The following is a 22,923-nucleotide window of genomic DNA, read 5'->3' on the forward strand; positions in this document are numbered from 1 at the left end:
CGTTGGAGCCCATGACCGGCCTGCATCTCGGCACCGACGTCCGCACGGCGGTACCGCTGTCCGGGCACACCACGTTGCGGCTGGGCGGGCCGGCGGCCCGGTTCGTGGCGCCGGGGACGGCCGAGGAGGTCGCCGCGGCGGTCCGGGCCGCCGACCGGTCCGGGGACCCGGTGCTGGTGCTCGGCGGGGGTTCCAACGTGGTGGTTCCGGATACGGGTTTCCCCGGCACGGTGGTGCGGGTGGCCAACCTGGGCACCGAGATCGACCGGGTGGACGGGGCGCTGCGGCTGACCGCGGATGCCGGGGAGAACTGGGACACCGTGGTGGCCGCCACCGTCGAGGCCGGGCTGGGCGGGCTGGAGTGCCTGTCCGGGATCCCCGGCCTGGTGGGTGCCACGCCGGTGCAGAACGTCGGCGCGTACGGCGTCGAGGTGTCCCAGCTGCTGCTCTCGGTAGACCTGCTGGACCGGGCCACCGGCGCGGTGCACACGCTGCCGGCCGACGAGCTTGGTCTCGGCTACCGGACCTCCGTGCTGAAGAACACCGCCGCCGCCGTGGTGCTCCGGGTGCGGTTCGAGCTGACCGATGGCGGCCGGTCCGCCCCGATCCGCTACACCGAGCTGGCCCGGGCGCTCGGCGTCCGGCAGGGCACCCGCGTCCCGGTCGCCGACGCCCGCGCGGCCGTGCTGTCCCTGCGGCGCGGCAAGGGAATGGTGCTCGACCCGGCCGACCACGACACCTGGAGCGTCGGCTCGTTCTTCACCAATCCCGTCGTCGCCGAACCGGATCTTCCCGATGTGCTGACCCGCATCGGCACCGTCGTCGGCCCGGTCCCGGTCCCCCAGTACCCCGCCGGCCCCGGTCTGACCAAGCTCTCCGCCGCCTGGCTGATCGAACGCGCCGGCTTCGCCAAGGGCCACCCCGGCCCCGGCGCCCGGGTCTCCCTGTCCCACAAGCACACCCTCGCCCTCACCAACCGCGGCACCGCCACCACCGCCGACCTCCTCGCCCTCGCCCGTGAAGTCCGCGACGGCGTCCACACCACCTTCGGCATCGCCCTGCACCCGGAACCCGTCCTGGTCGGCTGCACGCTCTGAGCGCGGCCGCGGGTCACTCCCGGTGGGCGCGGCTGGCGCTGTACTGGGCGCGGGGTTTGAGGACGATGGTGTCGATGTTGACGTTGGCGGGGCGGGTGACGGCGAAGGTGATCACGTCGGCGACGTCGTCGGCGGTGAGGGGGGTGAGGCCGGCGTAGACGGCCGCGGCGCGGTCGCGGTCGCCGTCGAAGCGGGTGATGGAGAACTCGGTCTCGACCATGCCGGGGAGGATCTCGGTGAAGCGGACCGGATCGGCGAGATGTTCGCCACGCAGGGTGCGGTGCAGGGCGCCCTGGGCATGTTTGGCGGAGGTGTAGCCGGCGCCGTTGTCGTAGGTCTCGGCGGCGGCGACGGACGTGACGGTGACCACGTGGCCGCTGCCGGAGGCGATCAGCTTGGGCAGCAACGCCTTGGTCATCCGCAGGGTGCCGAGGACGTTGGCCTCCCACATCCATTTCCAGTGCGCCTCGTCGGCCGCGGCGACCGGTTCCAGGCCGCGCGCGCCCCCTGCGTTGTTCACCAGCACATGGCAGGCTGGAACCTGGTCGCAGAACGCGGCGACCGAGCCGGCATCGGTAACGTCCAGTTCAAGCGCGGTGCCGCCGACCTCCTCGGCGACCTGCGCGAGCCGGTCCAACCGGCGGGCTCCGAGCACGACGTGGAAACCGGCTTCGGCCAGGCGCCGGGCGGTCGCCGCCCCGATGCCCGCGCTGGCCCCGGTGACGACAGCGGTGTGCACGACACCGATCCTGCCGGGAGATCGCCGGCGGCGGCCAACCGGGTGGGCCGGTTGGACGTCATGAGGAGTGTCACACCGAGAGACGGAGGTTCGGGTGAGGTACAGGTTGCTCGGCGCGCTGGCGGCGCTGCTGGCACTGTCCGGGTGCACCTCGATGGAGGGGGGCGTCGCCACCGGCCCGAACGGCCAGCAGCCGGCCAACGCGAAGATCACCGCGGTGCCGGCGGCGAACGCCAAGGACGTGTCGGTCGCCGAACCGGTCAAGATCACGGTGGCGGACGGCACGCTCACCCAGGTCGCGCTGACCAGCCCGGAGGGCAAGGAGGTCGCCGGCAAGCTCGCCGACGACAAGCTCAGCTGGGCCAGCACTGAACCGCTCGGCTACGGCAAGACCTACAACTGGGTGGCCAAGGCCACCGACGCCGACTCGCGCACCGCCGAGCTGAAGGGCGCGTTCACCACGGTCACCCCGGACAAGCAGGTCCGGACCACGATCAACCCGATCGACGATGCCATCGTGGGCGTCGGGATGCCGATCAGCCTCAAGTTCGACAGCCCGCCCAAGGACCGGGCCGCCGTGCAGAAGGCGCTCACCGTCACCACCTCCAAGGGCGAGGTGGAGGGCTCCTGGGGCTGGCTGTCCGACCGGCAGGTGGACTGGCGGCCCAAGGAGTACTGGCCGGCCGACATCACCGTGACCGTGACCGCGAAGCTCTACGGCGTGCACTACGGCGGCGGCGCCTACGGCCGGGCCGACCTGACCACGAAGTTCAGCATCGGCCGCAACCAGGTCACCAAGATCCACACCCCGGACCACCAGATGGTGGTGTACCGCAACGGCGCGCAGGTGGCCAGCTACCCGTCCAGCAACGGCAAGGACGCCGACCCGAACCTGAACACCCCCAACGGCACCCTGATCATCATGACCCAGGAGCCGATCGGCGACTTCTCCAACCCGCAGTACGGCTACACCAACGTGAAGAAGAAGTGGTCGCTGCGGATCTCCAACCATGGCGAGTACATCCACGAGAACGAGGAGAACCACGCCAACATCGGCAAGGTGAACAGCTCGCACGGCTGCGTGAACCTGTTCGAGGCGGACGCCAAGGCCTACTTCGACAGCTCGCTGATCGGCGACCCGGTGGAGATCACCGGCTCGCAGGCGAACATGCCGACCACCTCCGACGTCAACGACTGGCTGTTCTCGTGGGACCAGTGGAAGAACATGTCGGCTATCAAGTGACGCAGCTTGAGTTCGTCGCCGGCCACGGCGGCACTCGCCTCGCCGTGCGCGTCGCCGGTGACCCGGCCAACCCGCCGGTGGTGTTCGTGCACGGCTGGGCGCGCTGCGCCCGGGACTGGGCCGCCCAGTTCGCGGATCCGGCGCTGACCGAACGGTTCCGGCTGCTCGCGGTCGATCTGCGCGGCCACGGCGAGTCCGGGGTGAGCGCGGACGGATACGACGATCCGGCGGTGTGGGCGGCGGACCTGGCCGCGGTGCTCGGGTTGGCCGGTGCGCCCGCGGTGCTGGTCGGCTCCTCCTACGGCGGTCTGGTGATCACCGACTACCTGCGGGTGCGCGGCCCGGCCGGGGTGGCCGGGCTGGTGCTCGCCGGTGCGGTGACCGAGATCGGCGCCGGGCATCCCGGCGGGGCGGTCGGTCCGCTGCTCGCCGAGCGGATGCGCGACTACCTGTCCGAGGACCCGGCGGTGGCGGTGCCGGCGCTGGCCCGGCTGGCCGAGGGGCTGACCGCGGAGCCGGCGCCAGGCCCGGTGGTGCAGCGCCGGCTCGGCGAGTTCCTTCTGGTGCCGCCGCGGGTGCGCCGCGCGCTGTTCCGGCGCGACCTGGGCAGCGCCGAGGTGCTGGCCAGGGTGCCGGTGCCCACGCTGGTGGTGCACGGGACGGCGGACCGGGTGGTCGCGCCGAGCGCGGCCGAGTACGCGGCGGGGAAGATTCCGGGTGCGTCGTTGCGTTGGTTCCAGGCAGTGGGTCATCTGCCGTTCGCGGAGCGGGCCGGGGAGTTCGGCCAGGCGCTGCGCGAGCTTGCGGACAGCTGCGGGAGGACGACGACGTGAGCTCCGACGATGTGGTGCGGCTGCACCGGCCGCACCGGGTCGCGGTGCTGTCCGTGCACACCTCCCCGCTGGACCAGCCGGGCACCGGCGACGCAGGCGGGATGAACGTCTACATCACCCAGACCGCCACCCGGATGGCCCGGCGCGGGATCGCCGTCGAGGTGTTCACCCGGGCCACCTCCTCCGACCTGCCGCCGGTGGCCGAGCTGGCCCCCGGGGTGTTGGTCCGGCACGTGCACGCCGGGCCGTTCGAAGGTCTTGGCCGGCACGAGCTGCCCGCGCAGCTGTGCGCGTTCACCGCGGGCGTGCTGCGCGCCGAGGCCCGGCACGAGCCCGGGTACTACGACCTGGTGCACTCGCACTACTGGCTGTCCGGCCAGGTGGGCTGGCTGGCCAGGGAGCGGTGGGGCGTGCCGCTCGTGCACACCGCCCATACCCTGGCCAGGGTGAAGAACGCCGCGCTGGCCGCCGGGGACACCCCGGAGCCGCGGACCAGGGAGATCGGCGAGCAGCAGGTGGTCGACGAGGCCGACCGCCTGGTGGCCAACACCGCGGTGGAGGCGGGTCAGCTGGTCCGGCTCTACGACGCCGCGCCGGACAAGGTGCGCGCGGTCGCCCCCGGGGTGGACCTTGAGCTGTTCCGGCCGGGCGACCGGGCCGCCGCGCGGGCCGCGCTCGGCATCCCGGTCGGTGCGGTGGTGCTGGTCTTCGTCGGCCGGATCCAGCCGCTGAAGGCGCCGGACGTGCTGCTGCGCGCGGCGGCCGAGCTGGTGCGCGCCGGGGCGGTGCCGCGCGAGCGCCTGGTGGTGCTGGTGGCCGGCGGGCCGTCCGGCACCGGTCTGGACCAGCCGGCCACCCTGCAGGACCTGGCCGCGGAGCTCGGCATCCTCGACGTGACGCGGTTTCTGCCGCCGCAGCCGGCGCCGGCGCTGGCCCGGGTCTACCGCGCGGCGGACGTGGTCGCGGTGCCCAGCCACAACGAGTCGTTCGGGCTGGTCGCCCTCGAGGCGCAGGCGTGCGGCACGCCGGTGGTGGCCACCGCGGTCGGTGGGCTGCGGGTGGCGGTCGCCGACGGTCGCTCCGGGCTGCTGGTGGCCGGGCACGACCCGGTCGCCTGGGCCGATGCCCTGGCCACCGCGCTGCGCCCGGAGGTGGCCGGCCGGCTGGCCGTCGGCGCGCTCGGGCACGCCGCGCGGTTCTCCTGGGACCGCACCACCGACGCGCTGATCGGCGAGTACGCCGAGGCGGCGCTGGCCTTCCGGCGCACGCTGCTCGGCACCGAGGTAGCAGTGTGAGTATCGAGCAGCTGATTCGGTCCACTTTGGACGAACGGGAGCTGGCCTACCAGAACCCGCAGCCGGGCCGGTTCTTCGTCACGCTGCCGGGAACCAAGAAGCTGCAAACGAACTGCTGGCTGATCGTCGGCAGGCATGCGCTGCTGGTGGAGGCGTTCGTCTGCCGGCAGCCGGACGAGGCGCACCAGGACGTCTACCGGTTCCTGTTGCGCCGCAACGCGAAGCTCTACGGCGTGCACTACACCATCGACCAGGCCGGGGACATCTACCTGGTCGGCCGGGTCGGCCTGGACCGGATCAGCGCCGACGAGCTGGACCGGCTGCTCGGCCAGGTGCTTGAGGCGGCCGACGGCGACTTCAACACGTTGCTGGAGATCGGTTTCGCCGGCTCCATCCGGCGGGAGTGGGAGTGGCGCACCGCGCGCGGTGAGTCACTGGCCAACCTCGCGGCGTTCGCACATCTCGTCGAGCCGGCCGGTGATCACGGCCACCGTTTCGGAGCCGAGTCCGACTCGTGATCGTGCGGATCCAACCGCGACCCTAGTGTCCTCCGTCTGCCTGACAGCAAATCGGTGACGGGAGGACACATGAACGGTAGACGGATGGCCGGCCTGGTCGGGTTGATGCTGGCCGGCGGCATGCTGGCCGGCTGTGGCTCGGGCTCCGAGGCGGGCACGGCGGCCGACAGCGCAGCCGGGGTCGACATGGCCGACCGGAACGCGGCCGCGCCGGAGATGCCGGTCAAGGCGGAGGGTGGGACCGGCGGCGGGCAGCCTCAGCCCCAACAACAGCAGCAGCAAGAACAACAGAAGCAGGTGAGCCAGCCGGGCGTGGACCGCAAGCTGGTCCGCACGGCGAGCCTGGAACTGGCCGCACCGGACGTGGTCGACGTGGCCAACAAGGCCCGCCAGATCGCGCTGGACCGGGGCGGTTTCGCCGGACAGGAGGAGGTTCGGGGCGACACCGCGTCGATCACCCTGCACGTGCCGTCCGACCAGTTCGACCGCACGGTGGCCGAGCTGTCCGGTCTGGTGGCCCGCGCCGAGGACATCCGGTCCCGCACGATGACCACCGAGGACGTGACCGAGCAGATGGTGGACGTGGAGAGCCGGATCGCCACCCAGCGGCTGAGCGTCGAGCGGGTGCGCGGGCTGCTGGCCAGGGCGCAGACCGTGGACGAGATCGTCCGGATCGAGAGCGAGGTGACCCGGCGCGAGGCGGAGCTGGAGTCGCTGCAGAAGCGCCGGGAGACGCTGGCCGGCCAGGTGGCGCTGTCCCGGGTGACGGTCAAGGTCACCAAGGGCGACCCGCCGCCGCCCGCGGCGGAGGAGGACCGCGGCTTCCTCGGCGCGCTGGCCGGCGGTTGGAACGCGTTCCTGACCACCGGCGGGGTGGTGCTCGAGGTGTTCGGCGCGCTGCTGCCGTTCCTGGTGGTGCTCGGGATTCCCGGGGTGTTCGCGTACCGGTGGTGGCGGCGGCGCCGGGTGATTCCGGCGGCGGTTCCGCAGGAGGCGAAGGCCTAGAGACGGGTTCGCGGGGCGGCTCGAGCGAGGGGGGAGTCGCGATCTCGAGCCGCCCCGCGTCAGGCCCGCCGCAACGGAATCCCTTTGGCGGGGGGCACCCGGGTTCCCGGCGGGGTGCGGCCCGGCAGGGGAGACGAGCCGCACTGCTTGCTCGTCCGAATCAGGGAGTGCGTGGGAGCTGATTCGGGGAGCGCTGCCAACCTGTCAGAAGTCGCACAGTTACACAAGGCCACCGCGTCATCCGGCGGAGCGTTATCGCGTTCAGTAAGTAACGATTTGGTCACGAAGTCTGTGAGTGGGTCAGCTGACACTCTGGCCGCTCCCGGCGTGTACCTCGAATGGGTGAGAGCCCGAGGTTCTGGCACGCTGTCCGCCATGGGCCTTGGGACGCTGGTGCTGCTCAGACACGGCGAGAGCACGTGGAACGCGAAGAACCTGTTCACCGGATGGGTGGACGTGCCGCTGTCCGAGAAGGGCACCGCCGAGGCCCGGCGCGCCGGCGAACTGCTCCGGGAGACCGACACCCTGCCCGACATCGTGCACACCTCGCTGCTGCGCCGGGCCATCGGCACCGCCAACATCGCCCTCGACGTGGCCGACCGGCACTGGCTCGACGTGCGCCGCGACTGGCGGCTGAACGAGCGGCACTACGGCGCCCTGCAGGGCAAGAACAAGAAACAGGTGCTCGAACAGTTCGGCGAGGAGCAGTTCATGCTCTGGCGCCGCTCCTACGACACACCGCCGCCGCCGATCGAGCCGGGCACCGAGTTCAGCCAGGACGCCGACCCGCGCTACGCCGGGCTCGGCGACGCCATGCCGCGCACCGAGTGCCTCAAGGACGTGGTCACCCGGCTGCTGCCGTACTGGGAGACCGCGATCCTGCCGGACCTGCGGGCCGGCCGCACCACGCTGGTCGCCGCGCACGGCAACTCGCTGCGCGCCCTGGTCAAGCACCTGGACGGGATCTCCGACGAGGCGATCTCCGGCCTGAACATCCCCACCGGCATCCCGCTGGTCTACGAGCTCACCGACGACCTGCGCCCGCGCACCCCGGGCGGGCGCTACCTGGACCCGGACGCCGCCGTCGAAGCCGCCCGGGCCGTGGCCAACCAAGGCCGCTAGACCAGGCCCAGTTCGCGGGCGCGGGCGCCGGCCTGGAATCGGGAGGTGGCGCCGAGCGCGGTCATCAGTTCGGCCACCCGGCGGCGGTAGGTGCGCACCGACAGGGACAGCGTGCGGGCCGCGGTCTCGTCCTTGCAGCCCGAACCGAGCAGCTCGAGGATCCGCGGGGCCAGCCGGCGCAGCTCGCCGAACTGCGCGTCGTAGGCGTCCAGCTCGGTGGCCGCCCGCCAGGCCGCGTCGAACAGCGAGCCCACCGCGGCCACCACGTCCGGCAGCCGGACCACGGTGAAGCTGCGCGGGCCGTGCGCGGTGTCCCCGGCCAGGATCGCCACCCTCCGGTCGATCAGGATGGTCTCGTTGATCTCGTCCGAGGTGATCCGCACCTGCGCGCCGAGCCCGGCCATCCGGCGCGCGTGCTGGGCGCCGGCCGGGTCGAGCAGCACCCCCGGCCGGTACAGCTTGCGCACCCCGGCCACCGGCAGCGTCGCGGAATGCGGCGGCGGCCCGAGCGCGCCTGCGCTCACCCAGGTGTGCAGGTCGTGCGCCGCGCAGGCGATCTCCCGGCGCGCCGAGGTGAACAGGTGCCAGGTGCGCTCGTAGAGCTCCTGGTGGCCGCGGATCAGCACGGCCTCGTTCCCGCCGGTCGTCACCGAAGAATTCTCGGCCCGGTCCCCCGGCGGGTCAAAGATTGGCAACTTGTTGCCAGACCCGGGGCCCGGCCCGGCGCCCGGCCCAGGCTGGACCCATGACCAACGAGATCAGCACCGACCCGTGGCTGCTCGGCGGGGACCTGCCCGTGCACCGGATCGGCTACGGCGCCATGCAGCTCGCCGGCCCCGGCGTGTTCGGGCCGCCGGCCGACGAGGCGGCCGCGCTCGCCGTGCTGCGCCGCGCGGTCGAGCTGGGCGTCGACCACATCGACACCTCCGACTACTACGGCCCGTACGTGGTCAACGAGCTGATCCGGCGGGCGCTGCACCCCTACCCCGCGGATCTTGTGCTGGTCACCAAGGTGGGTGCCCGGCGGGACGGGACCGGCGCCTGGCTGCCGGCCAACTCGCCCGCGGAGCTGCGTGCGGCCGTGCACGACAACCTGCGCCGGCTCGGGCTGGACCGGCTGGACGTGGTCAACCTGCGGATGATGGGGACGAGCGGGCCGGAGGAGGAGCCGATCGCCGAGCAGTTCACCGCCCTTGCCGAGCTGCGCGAGCAGGGCCTGATCCGGCATCTGGGCGTGTCCAACGCGACCCTGACCCAGCTCGACGAGGCCGCCGCGATCGCGCCGGTGGTCTGTGTGCAGAACATGTTCAACATCGCGGCGCGGTCGGACGACGACCTGGTCGACGCCTGCGCCGCCCGGGGCGTGGCGTACGTGCCGTTCTTCCCGCTCGGCGGGTTCCAGCCGCTGCGGCACGCGGCCGCCGAACTGGTGGCGCGGCGGCACGGCGCGACCGCCCGGCAGGTGGCGCTGGCCTGGCTGCTGCACCGCTCGCCGGCGATCCTGATCATCCCGGGCACCTCGTCGGTGGCCCACCTCGAGGAGAACCTGGCGGCCGGCCGGATCGCGCTCACGGCGGCCGATCTGGCCGAGTTGGACACGAACGGGTGAACGGGGTCTGACCGGCGGACGAACATCGACTTCGCGCCTGTCACGGCCGTCACTCGGCCGCCGTGGACTGGTCCTGATGGACCAGATCCTGCCTACGATGCGAGCGTGACCGACGCTGCGTGGCTGCTGGTGTCGATCGGCGCGGTGCTGATCGGTACCGGCGCCGGTCTGCTGCTCGGCCGGACGCGCCGCCGGGCCGCCCAGCGCGCACCGGTCGGACCCACCGTGGCCGGGCTGACCCAGCGGGTGGTGCACTCCTCGCACACCGGCATCGTGGTGCTCAACCGGTTCGGCGACGTCGTGGTCTACAACCCCCGGGCCGCCGAGCTCGGCCTGGTGCACAACCACCGGGCCGATCCGAGGGCGCGCAAGGCCGCCGAGCTGGTGCGGGAGACCGGCGAGCCGGTGGAGGTCGACCTGTCCCCGCAGGCCGCCAAGGGCCGGGACCCGCAGGCGGTGCTCGGCGAGGTCCGGCCACTCGGCGACGGGTTCATCGTGGTCGACGCCGCCGACGAGTCGGACGCGGTTCGGCTGGAGGCCACCCGGCGGGACTTCGTGGCCAACGTCAGCCACGAGCTCAAGACCCCGGTCGGGGCGATGGCGCTGCTCGCCGAGGCGGTGCTGGACTCCTCCGACGACCCGGAGGTCCGCCGGTTCACCGGCAAGATCCTGCGCGAGGCGAACCGGCTGGGCACCCTGGTCACCGAGCTGATCGCGCTGTCCCGGCTGCAGGGCGCCGAGCGGCTGCCCGAGCTGAACACCGTCGAGGTCGACGCCGTGGTGCGCGAAGCCCTCGGCCGCTCCGCGCCGGCCATGGAGAGCACCGGCATCGACATCGCCACCGACCAGGACAGCGGGCTGCTGGTGGCCGGCGACCGGATGCTGCTGGTCACGGCGCTGTCCAACCTGCTGGAGAACGCGATGGCCTACTCCCCGCCGGGCAGCCCGGTGTCGGTCAGCCGGCGGCTGGCCGACGGGTTCGTCGAGATCTCGGTGACCGACCGCGGCATCGGCATCGCCGACGACGAACAGCAGCGCGTGTTCGAGCGGTTCTACCGGGTGGACAAGGCGCGCTCCCGGGCCACCGGCGGGACCGGCCTCGGCCTGGCCATCGTCAAGCACGTGGCGGCCAACCACGGCGGCGAGGTCCGGCTGTGGAGCCGGCCGGGCACCGGGTCCACGTTCACCCTGCGCATCCCGGCCCAGAGCGTGACCCCGGCGCCGCGGGCCAACGACGACCGGCCCGGCGGCGGCAACACCGCAGCGGCCACCGCCATGTCCAGCTCGACCGACCGTGGAGGAGCGCTGTGACCAGAGTGCTGATCGTCGAGGACGAGGAGTCGTTCGCCGATCCGCTGGCCTTCCTGCTGCGCAAGGAGGGCTTCACCGCCGCCATCGCCGCCACCGGCCAGCAGGCCCTCGAGGAGTTCGACCGCAACGGCGCGGACATCGTGCTGCTCGACCTGATGCTGCCCGGCATGAGCGGCACCGACGTGTGCAAGGCGCTGCGCCAGCGGTCCGCCGTGCCGGTGATCATGGTCACCGCCCGGGACAGCGAGATCGACAAGGTGGTCGGGCTCGAGCTGGGCGCCGACGACTACGTCACCAAGCCGTACTCGGCCCGCGAGCTGATCGCCCGGGTGCGGGCCGTGCTGCGCCGCGGCGGGGAGTCCGCCGACGGCGAGCTGCTGCCCCAGGTGCTGGCCGCCGGCCCGGTGCGGATGGACGTCGAACGGCACGTGGTGACCGTGGCCGGCCAGGAGATTCCCTTACCCCTCAAGGAGTTCGACCTGCTGGAATACCTGCTGCGCAATGTCGGGCGGGTGCTCACCAGGGGCCAGCTGATCGACCGGGTGTGGGGCGCCGACTACGTGGGCGACACCAAGACCCTCGACGTGCACGTGAAGCGGCTGCGCTCCAAGATCGAGCCCGATCCGTCCGCCCCTCGGCACCTGGTCACGGTCCGCGGCCTCGGCTACAAATTCGAGTCCTGACCCGATCGGGCGGTCGCCCAGGTAACGTTTCACCGTGCGCCTAGGGGTGCTGGACGTCGGTTCCAATACCGTTCACCTGCTCGTGGTCGACGCCCACCGGGGTGCCGCCCCGGTTCCGGCACGCTCGGAGAAGTCGGTGTTGCGGCTGGCCGAGCGGATCACGTCCAGCGGCAAGTTGTCCGAAGCCGGGGCCGACGAGCTGGTCCGCACCGTGGCCGCGGCCCGGGCCTCGGCCGACAAGCTGGGCTGCGCGGAGCTGATGGCGTTCGTCACCTCGGCGGTGCGCGAGGCGGACAACTCGGCCAAGGTGCTGGCCCGGGTGGCCGAGGAGACCGGCGTCGAGCTGCGGGTGCTCTCCGGCGAGGACGAGGCCAGGTACACCTTCCTGGCCGTCCGCCGCTGGTACGGCTGGTCCGCGGGCGACCTGCTGGTGCTGGACATCGGCGGCGGCTCGCTGGAGATCGCCGCCGGGGTGGACGAGGACCCGGACCTGGCCGTGTCGCTCCCGCTCGGCGCCGGGCGGCTGACCAGGACCAAGTTCACCAGCGACCCGCCCGGCCGGGACGAGATCGACGGCATCGCCGAGTGGCTGGCCGACCAACTCGCCCCGGTGGTGAAGAAGCTGGCCAAGCGGGGTGAGCCGGACCGGGTGGTGGCCACCTCCAAGACGTTCCGGTCGCTGGCCCGGCTGGGCGGCGCCGCGCCGTCCTCGGCCGGGCCGCGGGTGCACCGGGTGCTCACCGAGCCGGGACTGCGCCAGTTGCTGGCGTTCATCTCCCGGATGTCCGCGGCCGACCTGGCCGAGCTTGAGGGGGTCAGTGCCAGCCGGGCGCACCAGTTGGTGGCCGGCGCGCTGGTGGCGCAGGCCACGATGAGGGCTCTGTCACGACCGGAGTTCGAGATTTGCCCTTGGGCCCTGCGGGAAGGTGTGATTCTGCGACGGCTCGATCAGACGGACGGTGAGGAGACCTCATGACCTCGCGCGCTGGACGATCCGGCCGGTGTCAGGCACGGTGGAAACGATGAGTCACGAAGGCGGACCCGACAGCACGCAGCAGCGCACCGTCGCCGAGCTGCTGGCCATGTACGGCGCGGAGAACGCCGACCGGGCGCCGCGCAGGCGCAGGCGGCGCGACGAGGCCTCCGACACGGCGCCGCAGACGATCATCGAACGGGTCAACTCGGAAAGCTCGAAGCTCACCCCGATCCGGGACGACCAGCCGCCGCCGACCCGCACCTCGCACCGGCCGCGGCCGGCCGCGCACCAGCAGCCCGCGCACCAGCAGCCCGCGCAGCAGCTGCCGGTTCCTCCGCGCCCGCCCGCGCCGCAGACCCGGCAGGCGCCGCCGCAGCCGAAGCCGCCGATGCCGCCGAACCAGCAGCCGCCCCGGCCGCAGCCCTCGCAGCAACTGCCGGCGCCGCAGCGGCCGCCAGCGCCGCCGCAGCAGCCCTCCCAGCAGTTGCCCCGGCCGCAGCCGTCGCAGCAGCTGCCGGCGCCGCAGCGGCCCCCGGCGCCGCCGCAGCAGCCGTCCCAGCAGTTGCCCCGGCCGGGGATCGCCCAGCCGGTCCCGCCGACCCGGCCGGTCCCGCCGAACCGCCGGCCCGGGCCGCCGCAGTCCATGCCGTCCGGATCCTTCCCGGTGCCGGGAGCGCCGGCCGCCCCGCCCGGGTCCGGCTACTTCCCGGTGCCCCCGCCCCAGCCGGCCCGCCCGCCCGAGCCGTACACCGAGCAGATGCCCCGGGTTCCCGCGGCACCGCCCGCGGCGTTCGGCCCGGCCGGCGGCGCCGAGCTGCGCAACGGCTTCACCGAGCTGGAAGTCGACGACGACCGGGACGAGGACGGCTACGAGGACTACCCGGACTACGCCGACGACGGCCCGGACGACGAGTTCGACGACGACCTGGACGACGACGAGAAGACGCCGTCGGCCGGCCGGGAATGGCTGATCATGATCGCCCAGGTGGCGGTCAGCGTGGTCGGCGGCGCCGCGGTGTGGCTCGGGTTCAACTGGCTGTGGGGCCGTTACCCGCAGGCCGCGCTGGTGGCCGCGCTGGTGGTGATCGTCGGCCTGGTGTGGATCGTGCGGAAGATCCGTCGCGCCGACGACCTGCAGACCACGCTGCTCGCCGTCCTGGTCGGCCTGTTCGTCACGGTTTCCCCGGCCGCGCTGCTGCTGTTGAGCAGGTAGCCGTGCCCGAGGTCGGCGTGTCGACGGCGTCGGTGTGGCCGCAGACCGCGGCCACCGCGTTCCTGCTGGCCGCCGAGCTGGGTTACGACGGCGTCGAGGTCATGGTGTGGGCCGACCCGATGAGCCAGGACGTGGCGGCGCTGCGCCGGGCGTCCCGGGCGCACCGCACGCCGGTGCTGGCCGTGCACGCGCCCTGCCTGTTGATCACCCAGCGGGTCTGGTCGCCGGACCCCGAGGTGCGGCTGCGCCGCGCCGTGCAGGCCGCGCAGGACCTTGGCGCACCCACCGTGGTGATCCATCCGCCGTTTCGCTGGCAGCGTCGCTACGCCGATGCGTTCGTGGACCTGATCCAGGAGCTGGAGGCGGCCAGCGGCGTGGCGATCGCCGTGGAGAACATGTTCCCGGTGCGCCGGTTCGGCCGGGAGGTGTCGGCGTTCCGTCCGTCGATCGACCCGACCGACGTCGGCTACCGGCACTACACGCTGGACCTGTCGCACACCTCCGCGGCCGGCACCGACGCGCTCGAGCTGGCCAAGCGGATGGGTGAGGGGCTGCGGCACGTGCACCTGGCCGACGGGTCCGGGCTGCCCAAGGACGAGCACCTGGTGCCGGGCCGGGGCACCCAGCCGTGCGCCGAGCTGTGCGAGGAGCTGGTCCGCACCGGATTCACCGGCCAGGTCATCCTGGAGATCAACACCCGCCGGGTGCGGCAGCCGACGCAGCGCCGCCGGGATCTTGCCGAGGCGCTGCTGTTTGCCCGGTTGCACCTGGGTCAGTGACGTTCGGGTTCCCCCTGGGCGGCGGCGGGGGACGTAAAGTTCCGGGCGTGTATCCGTTGCGTTCGCTGATCCTGGCCGCCGCAGGAAATCAAACGATCCGCCACATGGTCGGCTCCGCCCCGGTGAGCCGGGACGTGGTGCGCCGCTACGTGGCCGGCGAGACGACCGCGGACGCGGTCGCGGTGACCGGTCGCCTGGTGGCCGCCGGACTGACCGTCACGCTGGACTACCTCGGCGAAGACACCACCGACACGGCGCTGGCCGAGCGGACCGTGCAGGCCTACCTCGAGCTGCTGGACGCCCTCGAGGCGCGCGGTCTGGCCGAGCGGGCCGAGGTGAGCGTCAAGCTCTCCGCCGTCGGCCAACTGCTCGACGAGCGGCTCGCGCTGGACAACGCCGGCCGGATCTGCGCCGCGGCGCAGCGCTGCGGCACCACGGTCACGCTGGACATGGAGGACCACACCACCACCGACTCGACCCTGCGGGTGCTCGGCGAGCTGCGCACCCGGTGGCCGTGGGTGGGCGCGGTGCTGCAGGCCTACCTGCGCCGCACGCTGGACGACTGCGACCGGCTGGCCACCGCGGGCTCCCGGGTGCGGTTGTGCAAGGGCGCCTACGCCGAGCCGCCGGACGTGGCCTTCGCCGATGCCCACGAGGTGGACCTGAGCTACGTGCGGTGCGCGATGGCGCTGCTCGGCGGGGACGGCTTCCCGATGTTCGCCACGCACGATCCCCGCCTGGTCCGGTTGCTCGGCGAGCGGGCCGGCGAGTACGGGCGCAAGCCGGGCAGCTTCGAGTTCCAGATGCTCTACGGGATCCGGCCGGAGGAACAGCTACGACTCGCCCAGGTCGGGCACACCGTGCGGGTCTACGTACCATACGGTGGCGAATGGTACGGATACCTGATGCGCCGTCTCGCGGAGCGCCCGGCCAACCTGGCGTTCTTCCTGCGTTCCCTGGCCACGCGGGGCTGAGCGCGGGTTACACGGGCTCGTTGAACATGGCAGGGTAAAGATCATGAGCAGTGTTGCTGGCCACGGGGACGCACGCGCGGGCGGCGCCCCGGCCGGCCCGTTCGCGCTCGCCTCGCGGGTTCGCCCGCTCGGTGACGGCACGTTCACCGCCGAGCTACCGGCGACCTGGACGGTGCGCGGCCGGCCGCACGGCGGGTTCCTGCTCGCCCTGCTGGCCCGCACGGCGGTCGCGGCGCACAGCGGCGGGGCCGGCACCCCGCTGGTGGACCCGCTCGCGGTCAGCGCCCAGTTCCTCAACCCGCCCAGCGTCGGGCCGGTGCTGTTGCGCACCGAGTTGCGCAAGTCCGGCCGGCAGGCCACGGTCGTCTCGGTCCACCTCGAGCAGCGCGGCAAGAGCTGCGTGGAAGGGGTGGTCACCACCGGCCGGTTACCCAGGGAGCGGGCGGCCTGGGCGGATCTGCCCAACCTGTCCGCGGAGCCCCCGGGCAACGCGGTCGAGGTCGCCTCGCTCCCGCTCGCTTCGGTGTTCAAGCTGACCACGGCCTGCGACATCCGGCTGGACCCGACCGGCGCCGGGTTCCTGCACGGCCACGTCGGTGACCCGCTGCGGCTGCGGTTGTGGGTGCGGCCGAGGGCCGAGCCGGCCGACCCGCTGTTCGCGCTGGTCGCCGGGGACATCAACATGCCGCTGACGTTCAACCTTGGCCGGTTCGGGTGGAGCCCCACGGTGCAGATGACCGCGCTGGTCCGGTCCCGGCCGTCGCCCGGCTGGCTGCGGGTGCTGGTCGAGTCCCGGGCCGTGCACGGCGCCTGGTTCGACTCGGATGCCACCGTGATCGACTCCACCGGCCGGCTGATCTGCCAGGCCCGCCAACTCGCCCTGTCCGCCGCGGGCTGACCGCTCTGGCACGCTATTGCCATGACTGCGGCTACCGGGCGCCCCACCATCGCCGTGCTGGGCGCCGGCAAGATCGGCGAGGCGCTGCTGTCCGGCCTGCTGGGCGGCGGCCGCCGGGTGGACGAGCTGATGTTCACCGAACGCCACGCCGAACGGGCCAAGGAGCTGACCCGGCGGTACGGAATCCGTGCGGTGGACATCGCGGTGGCGGCCGCCGAGGCGGACGTGCTCGTGGTGGCCGTCAAGCCGCAGGACATCGAGCCGCTGCTGGACGAGCTCGCCCCGCTGATCAGCCCGCCGACCCTGGTGGTGTCGCTGTGTGCGGGGCTGCCCACCGCGCTGTACGAGCGGCGGCTGCCGGCCGGGGTGCCGGTGGTCCGGGTCATGCCCAACACGCCCGCCGTGGTCGGCCAGGCGATGAGCGCGATCTCGCCGGGCGGGCACGCCGGACCCGAGCACCTGGACGTGGTGGAGCAGATGCTCGCCGCGGTCGGCAAGGTGGTGCGCGTGCCCGAGTCGCAGCAGGACGCGGTGACCGCGCTCTCCGGCTCCGGCCCGGCGTACTTCTTCTACCTGGTCGAGGCCATGATCGACGCCGGCATCCTGCTCGGTCTGCCGCGCAACGTGTCCGAGAAACTGATCATCCAGTCGGCCGTCGGCGCGGCCAAGATGCTGGCCGAGACCGGGGAGCACCCGGTGACCCTGCGCGAGGCGGTCACCTCGCCGGCCGGCACCACGATCATGGCCATCCGGGAGTTGGAGAAGCACGGCGTGCGGGCGGCGCTACTGGCCGCGATCGAGGCGGCCCGGGACCGGTCCGAGGAACTGGGCCGGGCTCACAAGATCGACTAGCCGGGTTCCGGAATGTGAATATCTTGACGCGAACTGACGTCGCATCAGTCACAGCCGTCACGCTACTCTCTGGAGAAGCACGTGCGTGTCGGTTCCCGCCGGGGGGAAGCCGGCGGGCGCGACACGTGGCAAAGGACGCGGTGAGCCCATGCCGGCGAAGAAGGACAAGGAAGCCCAAGGTGTCGCACCCGTGCAGTTCCTCACCGTGGCCGAGGTGGCCGCGATGATGCGGGTGTCCAAGATGACGGTGTACCGCCTGGTGCACAACGGTGAGCTGCCCGCCGTCCGGGTCGGCAAGTCCTTCCGGGTGCCGGAGAAGGCGGTGCACAGCTACCTCGAGGGCGCCTACTTCGACGCCGGCTGAAGCCGGCTGCACGACGCCGGGGCCGGCCAGGTAACCTTGACGTTCGTTGCCTGGTGCCATCGCACGCCGAACTGCCTCGCTGGTTTGAGTGGTCGTGGCCGCACCGGAGCGCCAAGAGCCAGACCACTGACGACAGCGAAGGATCCGCATGGGTTCGGTCATCAAGAAGCGCCGTAAGCGCATGTCGAAGAAGAAGCACCGCAAGCTGCTGCGCAAGACCAGGGTGCAGCGCCGCAAGCTGAAGAAGTAGCGTCCGGCAACTCCCGGTTACCCGCGTTAACAGCGTGTTGCCGGGCGATCCGGGATGCCCGAAGGTGGTCTACAGTCGGGTACCGCAGGGGACAACCGATCGAGGAAGTGCATGACGCCCAACGTCGTCCTCGTGACCGGCGTTGGCGGCTATCTCGGTGGCAACCTGGCCGCACGGCTGGCAGCCAACCCGGACATCGAACGCGTGATCGCCGTGGATACCGCGCCGCCGCCACGCGCCGTGCTCCGTCGCATGGGCCGGGCCGAGTTCGTCCGCGCCGACATCCGCAACCCGCTGATCGCCAAGGTGATCTCGGCGGGCCGAGTGGACACCGTGGTGCACGCGGCGACCACGGCGAGCCCGGCGGGTCCGTCCGGCCGCACGCTGATCAAGGAAATGAACGTCATCGGCACGATGCAGTTGCTGGCCGCCTGCCAGCGGTCCCGCACGGTGCGCAAGCTGGTGGTGAAGTCAACGGCGGCGGTCTACGGCGCCAGTTCCCGCTCGCCGGCGGTGTTCACCGAGGAGGACACGCCCCGGGACCTGGCATCCAGCGGGTTCGCCAAGGACGCCGTCGAGGTCGAGGGCTACGTCCGCGGGTTCGCCCGGCGCCGGCCGGACGTGCTGGTGACCACGCTGCGGCTGGTCAACCTGATCGGACCCGGGGTGGACACCGTGCTCACCCGGTACTTCGCGCTGCCGGTGGTGCCGACCGTGCTGGGCTTCGACGCCCGGATGCAACTGCTGCACGGCGAGGACGGGCTCGCCGTGCTGGACCGGGCGACGGTCGAGGACCTGCCCGGCGTGTTCAACGTGGGTGGCGACGGGGTGCTGATGCTCTCCCAGGCCATCCGCCGGGCCGGCCGGGTGCCGCTGCCGCTGCTCCGCGGCGCCATCCCGACCATGGCCCGGCTGGTGCCGTTCGGCTCCCGGCTGGTCAACTTCTCGCCGGACCAGGTGCGGTTCCTCAACTACGGCCGGGTGGTCGACACGACCCGGCTGAAGACCACCTTCGGGTTCACGCCGCGGTGGACCACCTCGCAGGCGTTCGACGACTACGTCCAAGGCAGCGGCCGCCGGCCGCTGGTGGACCCCGGACGCCTCGGCGCGCTGGAGCGGCGGCTGCATGCCGCCGCCGCGCGCTGACCGGACGCAATTCTTCGCGGAAACTGGAAAGGTAACGCGGCATGCAGCAAGCACGGGTGATTCCCCTGCAGCGCAACAGAAACGGACCGGCCCGAGTGGACGGTCCGGATCCGGCGGCGGCTCCGCAGGAGGTGTCGGCCGAGCCGGCGGAGTTGACCGAGCCGACCCCGCTGCGGCCGCGGGCGGAGCCGGTGCGGTCGGACGGCCCGCTCGGCCGGCTGGCCGACGCGGTGGCGTTCCTGCGCCGCCGGCTGTCCGGCGACTATCCGATCGACGAGTTCGGGTTCGACCCCGAGCTGACCGACGCGGTGCTGCTGCCGCCGCTGCGGCTGCTGTACCGGTCGTGGTTCCGGGTCGAGGTGACCGGTGCCGAGCACCTGCCGGCCGACGGCGGCGCGCTGCTGGTGTGCAACCACTCCGGCACGCTGCCGCTGGACGCGGTGATGACCGCGGTGGCGGTGCGGGAGCACCACCCGGCCGGCCGGCACCTGCGGATGCTCGGTGCCGACCTGGTCTTCCAGACCCCGCTGCTCGGCGCGCTGGCCCGCAAGTCCGGCCAGACGCTGGCCTGCAACCCGGACGCCGAGCGGCTGCTGCGGGCCGGCGAGCTGGTCGGGGTGTGGCCGGAGGGCTTCAAGGGCATCGGCAAGCCGTTCCGGGACCGCTACAAGCTGCAGCGGTTCGGCCGGGGCGGGTTCGTCTCGGCGGCGATCCGCACCGGCGTGCCGATCGTCCCGTGCTCGATCGTCGGCGCCGAGGAGATCTACCCCAAGATCGGCGACCTGCGCCCGCTGGCCCGACTGTTCGGCCTGCCGTACTTCCCGGTCACCCCGTTCTTCCCGCTGCTCGGCCCGCTCGGCGCGATCCCGCTGCCGTCCAAGTGGCACATCGAGTTCGGTGAGCCGATCGACACCGGGTCCTACCCGGACGCCGACGACCCGATGCTGGTCTTCAACCTCACCGACCAGGTCCGGGAGACCATCCAGCAGAGCCTCTACCGGCTGCTCGCCGAGCGGGGCAACCCGTTCCTGGGCTGACCGGTCAGGCGTGCTCGCGCTTGCGGTAGGCGGCAAGGCCGGCGGCGACCGCGCCGGCCACCGCCCCGGCGCCGAGCACCGACGGCACGCCGATCTTGGCGGCCTTGCGGCCGGTGCGGAAGTCGCGGATCTCCCAGCCGCGCTTGCGGGCGACCTCGCGCAGGCCGCTGTCCGGGTTGACCGCGACCGAGGTGCCGACCACCGACAGCATCGGGACGTCGTTGGCCGAGTCCGAGTACGCGGTGCACCGGCGTAGGTTCAGGCCCTCGCGGGCGGCGAGGGCGCGCACGGCGTGGGCCTTGGCCGGGCCGTGCAGCATCTCCCCGACCAGGCGTCCGGTGTAGACGCCGTCCTCGCTCTCCGCGACCGTGCCGAGCGCGCCGGTCAGGCCGAGCCGGCGGGCGATGATCGTGGCCAGCTCCACCGGCGTCGCGGTGACCAGCCAGACCCGCTGCCCGGCGTCGAGGTGCATCTGGGCCAGCGCCCGGGTACCCGGCCAGATCTTGTCCGCCATCAGCTCGTCGTAGATCTCCTCGCCGAGGGAGATCAGCTCGTCCACCGTGTGACCGGCCACAAAGGACAGCGCCTGCTCCCGGCTGTTCCGGATGCCGTCCCGGCTCTCCTTGCCGGCCACCCGGAACTTCACCTGTTGCACCGCGAACCGGGCCAGGTCGGAGTTGGTGAAGAACTTCCGCGCGGCCAGCCCGCGGGCGAAGTGGAAGATCGACGCGCCCATCATCATCGTGTTGTCCACGTCGAAGAACGCGGCCGCGGTGAGATCGGCCACCGGCCGGGCGGCCTCGTCGGGCGGCGCCTCCTGCTCGATGGCGTAGGCCGCCTCGGCAGACGCCTCACCGGCCAGAGCGGCCAGCCGCTCCAGCTCGGTCACCTTCCTGTCGCCGTGCCGACGGGACAACGGCATCGCCTCCGGGTGGTTCACGGTGTTGAACACAGACTATCGATCGCCCCGGACTAACCACCGAGGCGAATACCGGGCAGACCGGGCAGCAGCGGCGGTAACTCCACCGGCGGCAACGGTAGCGGCACCGAGACCGGGGTCTGCCCGGTCGCAGGCGCGCCCGGTTCGGGTGAACCGGGCGCGCCAGGTACCGCCGACGGTCCGGCGCCGGGCAGCGGGGGGGTCTGCGTCGGCGGCAGCGGCGCCGTCGGCGCCGAGGTCAGTGGCGGCTCCGGCGGCGCCTGGGAGTCGCTGAGGCTCGGCGCGGACCTGCGGTCGTTGTCGGCGCCGGGCACCCGCTCGCACCGGCCGGTCGCCGGCAGCGCACCGATCGCGTCGAACGATCCGGTGGTGATCTGGTAGCAGGGCATCCGGTCCAGCAGGGCGTCGGCCCGGGCGGTGATGCCGGTCAGCAGGGCGAGCGAGGTGCTGGTCCGGTGCCGCGCCGCGGCGGGCAGCCCGCCGGCCGCCGCCTCGAGCCGGACCGCCTGGGTCCGGGCCCATTCGCGCAGCGACTGCAGCTGCCGGCCGTCGCGCTGGGTGGCCAGCGCGATCAGCTGCCGGGCGGCGGCCGCGGTGTCGGTGTCGAAGTCCGACATCGCCGTGAGGTACAGCCCGACCGGCGCGTCGTCCGGGTTGGGGTAGCGCCGGGCCAGCGTCTCGATCTCGGTCACCCGGGCCGCGGCGAACTCGAGGTGCTTGACCGCCTTGGACTCGTCGCCGAAGGTCAGGCCGAGCGAGGCCGCCTCGGCGGTGCGCTTGATCCCGTACAGCGTGTCGCCGGGCAGCGCGTCCCTGGCCAGCAACAGGCTCATTCCGGCGAGCGAGGCCACCAGCGCCAGCATCGCCACGGCCGCGATGGCGAACCGGCCGCGCAGACCGGCGCCGGGTTTGGAGTTCTCGCCCGGCCGGGAGGAACCGCGGTCGGAGCCGCCCGGCCGGCTGCCCCACCTCCTCGGGCGCCGCGACTGCGGTGCCGGGCCGGTTGCGGGCTTGGGCCGCTCCGGGAGCGCGGGCGGGGAGCCCTGGTCGAGGTCGGAGTCGGAGTCGAGGTCGTCGGGGCCGGAGTCGGGCTCCGGGGCGGCGAAACCGGCCAGGATCCGCGCCCGCATCCGGTCCCGCGCCTCGCCGTCGGGTGCGGTCAGCGGAGCCAGGCCGCGTACCAGGGCGACGACCCGCTGGTCGACCTCCACCGGTCCGTCAGGCCCTGACGGTTCCGTTCCGCTGTTCACCATCCCGCTCCGGACTTCCAGTCATCCGTAAAGGATCTCGCTCTATACAAACGATTGGCCCAACGCCAAGTTACGGCAGTACACGTCATCGCAGCTCCGAGGGCAGAAGTTGGGCCAGCCGGCGCACGGCCCGGTGCTGCAACGCCTTCACCGCGCCCTCGTTGCGTTCCATGATCTGCGCGGTCTCGGCAACCGATAAGCCCTGCAGGAACCGCAGCACGATGCACTCCCGCTGGTCGTCGCCGAGCTGCTCGACGCATCCCAGCAGCGCCTCGGCGGTGACCTTGGTCAGCACCTCGTGCTCCGGCCCGGCCTCGACCCGGCGCGACTCGACCTCGGCGGTGATCACCTCCAGCCGGAACCGGCTGGACTTGACGTGGTCGAGCACCAGGTTCCTGGCGATCGTGACGAACCAGGCGCCCACGTCCCGGCCCTGGTAGCTGACCGTGCCGATCCGGCGCAGCGCGCGCAGGAACGTCTCGCTGGTGACGTCCTCGGCCAGCTCCCGGTCACCGACCCGGAACAGCACGTAGCGGTACACCACGTCGACGTAACGGTCGTAGAGCCTGCCGAAGGCCGCCATGTCGCCCTGCTGCGCGGCATGGACCAGATCCCAGGACTCACCGGGCTGTCTGGTCTCGGGTACCTCTGCCACGTCGAAGGCGTCGATTTCGTGCTGGCTCACGGTAGGTTCTGGGCTGCTCCGTCTCGGACCGTCTACTTCTTAGTTGGCAATCGTCGATATCACCAAGTTGTTCCGCCTAACAGGTAGTTAACCGTGACGTCGGT

General features: G+C 72.5%; 25 protein-coding genes. 20 read left to right on the forward strand and 5 right to left on the reverse strand.

Translation table 11 applies throughout. The features are described from left to right. The first annotated feature begins 11 nt into the window (after positions 1–11). Entirely contained in the window at positions 12–1,097 is a 1,086-nt protein-coding gene (locus VFV67_RS04005; protein WP_326467270.1) for a UDP-N-acetylmuramate dehydrogenase, read from the forward strand. Between the two features lie 13 nt (positions 1,098–1,110). On the opposite strand, the gene VFV67_RS04010 is transcribed toward VFV67_RS04005, so the two are convergent. After that, the gene (locus VFV67_RS04010; RefSeq protein ID WP_326467271.1) at positions 1,111–1,836 is read right to left on the reverse strand and encodes an SDR family NAD(P)-dependent oxidoreductase; all 726 of its coding nucleotides are present in this window, start codon (positions 1,834–1,836) and stop codon (positions 1,111–1,113) included. Positions 1,837–1,930: 94 nt separating this feature from the next. On the opposite strand from VFV67_RS04010, the gene VFV67_RS04015 reads away from it, so the two are divergent. The 6 genes from VFV67_RS04015 (at position 1,931) to VFV67_RS04040 (ending at position 7,852) form a co-directional block, all read left to right on the forward strand. Then, entirely contained in the window at positions 1,931–3,079 is a 1,149-nt protein-coding gene (locus VFV67_RS04015) for a L,D-transpeptidase (RefSeq protein ID WP_414636166.1), read from the forward strand. Next, entirely contained in the window at positions 3,076–3,912 is an 837-nt protein-coding gene (locus tag VFV67_RS04020) for an alpha/beta hydrolase (RefSeq protein WP_326467273.1), read from the forward strand. Before VFV67_RS04015 ends, VFV67_RS04020 begins: the two co-directional genes overlap by 4 nt. After that, positions 3,909–5,207 carry a D-inositol-3-phosphate glycosyltransferase gene (gene mshA, locus VFV67_RS04025; protein ID WP_326467275.1) on the forward strand — a complete coding sequence of 433 codons (1,299 nt, stop codon included), beginning with the start codon at positions 3,909–3,911 and terminating at the stop codon, positions 5,205–5,207. Before VFV67_RS04020 ends, mshA begins: the two co-directional genes overlap by 4 nt. After that, positions 5,204–5,725 carry a YbjN domain-containing protein gene (locus VFV67_RS04030; RefSeq protein WP_326467277.1) on the forward strand — a complete coding sequence of 174 codons (522 nt, stop codon included), beginning with the start codon at positions 5,204–5,206 and terminating at the stop codon, positions 5,723–5,725. The genes mshA and VFV67_RS04030 overlap by 4 nt, the downstream gene beginning before the upstream one ends. Before the next feature lie 69 nt (positions 5,726–5,794). Then, positions 5,795–6,730 (forward strand): DUF4349 domain-containing protein, encoded by a 936-nt coding sequence (locus VFV67_RS04035; RefSeq protein WP_326467279.1) that lies wholly within the window; start codon positions 5,795–5,797, stop codon positions 6,728–6,730. Positions 6,731–7,105: 375 nt separating this feature from the next. Next, the gene (locus tag VFV67_RS04040) at positions 7,106–7,852 is read left to right on the forward strand and encodes a phosphoglyceromutase (RefSeq protein ID WP_326467281.1); all 747 of its coding nucleotides are present in this window, start codon (positions 7,106–7,108) and stop codon (positions 7,850–7,852) included. Here the strand turns inward: VFV67_RS04040 and VFV67_RS04045 are convergent. Then, on the reverse strand, positions 7,849–8,502 hold the full coding sequence (locus VFV67_RS04045) for a DNA-binding response regulator (protein ID WP_326467283.1): 654 nt from the start codon (positions 8,500–8,502) through the stop codon (positions 7,849–7,851). The genes VFV67_RS04040 and VFV67_RS04045 overlap by 4 nt on opposite strands. Positions 8,503–8,597: 95 nt before the next feature. On the opposite strand from VFV67_RS04045, the gene VFV67_RS04050 reads away from it, so the two are divergent. The 13 genes from VFV67_RS04050 (at position 8,598) to VFV67_RS04110 (ending at position 19,944) form a co-directional block, all read left to right on the forward strand. Beyond that, positions 8,598–9,461 carry an oxidoreductase gene (locus tag VFV67_RS04050; protein ID WP_326467284.1) on the forward strand — a complete coding sequence of 288 codons (864 nt, stop codon included), beginning with the start codon at positions 8,598–8,600 and terminating at the stop codon, positions 9,459–9,461. Between the two features lie 150 nt (positions 9,462–9,611). Then, entirely contained in the window at positions 9,612–10,772 is a 1,161-nt protein-coding gene (locus VFV67_RS04055; protein ID WP_414636167.1) for a sensor histidine kinase, read from the forward strand. Continuing rightward, entirely contained in the window at positions 10,769–11,455 is a 687-nt protein-coding gene (locus VFV67_RS04060) for a response regulator transcription factor (RefSeq protein WP_326467287.1), read from the forward strand. Before VFV67_RS04055 ends, VFV67_RS04060 begins: the two co-directional genes overlap by 4 nt. Positions 11,456–11,489: 34 nt before the next feature. Next, positions 11,490–12,431 carry a Ppx/GppA phosphatase family protein gene (locus tag VFV67_RS04065; RefSeq protein WP_326467289.1) on the forward strand — a complete coding sequence of 314 codons (942 nt, stop codon included), beginning with the start codon at positions 11,490–11,492 and terminating at the stop codon, positions 12,429–12,431. Between the two features lie 46 nt (positions 12,432–12,477). Beyond that, positions 12,478–13,644 carry a hypothetical protein gene (locus VFV67_RS04070; RefSeq protein ID WP_326467291.1) on the forward strand — a complete coding sequence of 389 codons (1,167 nt, stop codon included), beginning with the start codon at positions 12,478–12,480 and terminating at the stop codon, positions 13,642–13,644. A gap of 2 nt (positions 13,645–13,646) precedes the next feature. Further along, a complete protein-coding gene (locus VFV67_RS04075; protein ID WP_326467293.1) occupies positions 13,647–14,423 on the forward strand; it encodes a sugar phosphate isomerase/epimerase family protein in 777 nt (258 codons plus the stop codon). Between the two features lie 47 nt (positions 14,424–14,470). Further along, on the forward strand, positions 14,471–15,397 hold the full coding sequence (locus tag VFV67_RS04080) for a proline dehydrogenase family protein (protein ID WP_326467295.1): 927 nt from the start codon (positions 14,471–14,473) through the stop codon (positions 15,395–15,397). A 43-nt stretch (positions 15,398–15,440) separates the two neighbouring features. Then, the gene (locus VFV67_RS04085; RefSeq protein WP_326467297.1) at positions 15,441–16,295 is read left to right on the forward strand and encodes a thioesterase family protein; all 855 of its coding nucleotides are present in this window, start codon (positions 15,441–15,443) and stop codon (positions 16,293–16,295) included. Between the two features lie 21 nt (positions 16,296–16,316). Beyond that, positions 16,317–17,147 carry a pyrroline-5-carboxylate reductase gene (proC, locus tag VFV67_RS04090; RefSeq protein ID WP_326467299.1) on the forward strand — a complete coding sequence of 277 codons (831 nt, stop codon included), beginning with the start codon at positions 16,317–16,319 and terminating at the stop codon, positions 17,145–17,147. A gap of 148 nt (positions 17,148–17,295) precedes the next feature. Beyond that, positions 17,296–17,511: a helix-turn-helix domain-containing protein gene (locus VFV67_RS04095; RefSeq protein WP_326467301.1), complete on the forward strand. Its 216-nt coding sequence runs from the start codon at positions 17,296–17,298 to the stop codon at positions 17,509–17,511. A 148-nt stretch (positions 17,512–17,659) separates the two neighbouring features. Further along, the gene (locus VFV67_RS04100; protein WP_018684825.1) at positions 17,660–17,761 is read left to right on the forward strand and encodes a 30S ribosomal protein bS22; all 102 of its coding nucleotides are present in this window, start codon (positions 17,660–17,662) and stop codon (positions 17,759–17,761) included. Between the two features lie 111 nt (positions 17,762–17,872). Further along, positions 17,873–18,907: an NAD-dependent epimerase/dehydratase family protein gene (locus VFV67_RS04105; protein WP_326467303.1), complete on the forward strand. Its 1,035-nt coding sequence runs from the start codon at positions 17,873–17,875 to the stop codon at positions 18,905–18,907. Between the two features lie 41 nt (positions 18,908–18,948). Continuing rightward, positions 18,949–19,944 (forward strand): lysophospholipid acyltransferase family protein, encoded by a 996-nt coding sequence (locus VFV67_RS04110; RefSeq protein ID WP_326467305.1) that lies wholly within the window; start codon positions 18,949–18,951, stop codon positions 19,942–19,944. 4 nt (positions 19,945–19,948) lie between these two features. On the opposite strand, the gene VFV67_RS04115 is transcribed toward VFV67_RS04110, so the two are convergent. The 3 genes from VFV67_RS04115 to VFV67_RS04125 form a co-directional block, all read right to left on the reverse strand. After that, on the reverse strand, positions 19,949–20,866 hold the full coding sequence (locus VFV67_RS04115) for an HAD-IB family hydrolase (protein ID WP_326467354.1): 918 nt from the start codon (positions 20,864–20,866) through the stop codon (positions 19,949–19,951). Positions 20,867–20,916: 50 nt separating this feature from the next. Then, positions 20,917–22,095: a DUF5667 domain-containing protein gene (locus tag VFV67_RS04120; protein ID WP_326467307.1), complete on the reverse strand. Its 1,179-nt coding sequence runs from the start codon at positions 22,093–22,095 to the stop codon at positions 20,917–20,919. 124 nt (positions 22,096–22,219) lie between these two features. Further along, on the reverse strand, positions 22,220–22,804 hold the full coding sequence (locus VFV67_RS04125; protein WP_326467356.1) for a sigma-70 family RNA polymerase sigma factor: 585 nt from the start codon (positions 22,802–22,804) through the stop codon (positions 22,220–22,222). Positions 22,805–22,923: the final 119 nt, after the last annotated feature.

This window comes from Actinophytocola sp., assembly GCF_035762905.1.
Classification (GTDB): domain Bacteria; phylum Actinomycetota; class Actinomycetes; order Mycobacteriales; family Pseudonocardiaceae; genus DASYTH01.

Bases quoted from the DNA above. Each gene is read 5' to 3' on its own strand.
- VFV67_RS04005 (WP_326467270.1), top strand. From the start codon at position 12: ATGACCGGCCTGCATCTCGGCACCGACGTCCGCACGGCGGTACCGCTG.
- VFV67_RS04035 (WP_326467279.1), top strand. From the start codon at position 5,795: ATGAACGGTAGACGGATGGCCGGCCTGGTCGGGTTGATGCTGGCCGGC.
- VFV67_RS04040 (WP_326467281.1), top strand. From the start codon at position 7,106: ATGGGCCTTGGGACGCTGGTGCTGCTCAGACACGGCGAGAGCACGTGG.
- VFV67_RS04050 (WP_326467284.1), top strand. From the start codon at position 8,598: ATGACCAACGAGATCAGCACCGACCCGTGGCTGCTCGGCGGGGACCTG.
- VFV67_RS04070 (WP_326467291.1), top strand. From the start codon at position 12,478: ATGAGTCACGAAGGCGGACCCGACAGCACGCAGCAGCGCACCGTCGCC.
- VFV67_RS04085 (WP_326467297.1), top strand. From the start codon at position 15,441: ATGAGCAGTGTTGCTGGCCACGGGGACGCACGCGCGGGCGGCGCCCCG.
- proC (WP_326467299.1), top strand. From the start codon at position 16,317: ATGACTGCGGCTACCGGGCGCCCCACCATCGCCGTGCTGGGCGCCGGC.
- VFV67_RS04095 (WP_326467301.1), top strand. From the start codon at position 17,296: ATGCCGGCGAAGAAGGACAAGGAAGCCCAAGGTGTCGCACCCGTGCAG.
- VFV67_RS04100 (WP_018684825.1), top strand. From the start codon at position 17,660: ATGGGTTCGGTCATCAAGAAGCGCCGTAAGCGCATGTCGAAGAAGAAG.
- VFV67_RS04105 (WP_326467303.1), top strand. From the start codon at position 17,873: ATGACGCCCAACGTCGTCCTCGTGACCGGCGTTGGCGGCTATCTCGGT.
- VFV67_RS04110 (WP_326467305.1), top strand. From the start codon at position 18,949: ATGCAGCAAGCACGGGTGATTCCCCTGCAGCGCAACAGAAACGGACCG.
- VFV67_RS04115 (WP_326467354.1), bottom strand. From the start codon at position 20,866: ATGCCGTTGTCCCGTCGGCACGGCGACAGGAAGGTGACCGAGCTGGAG.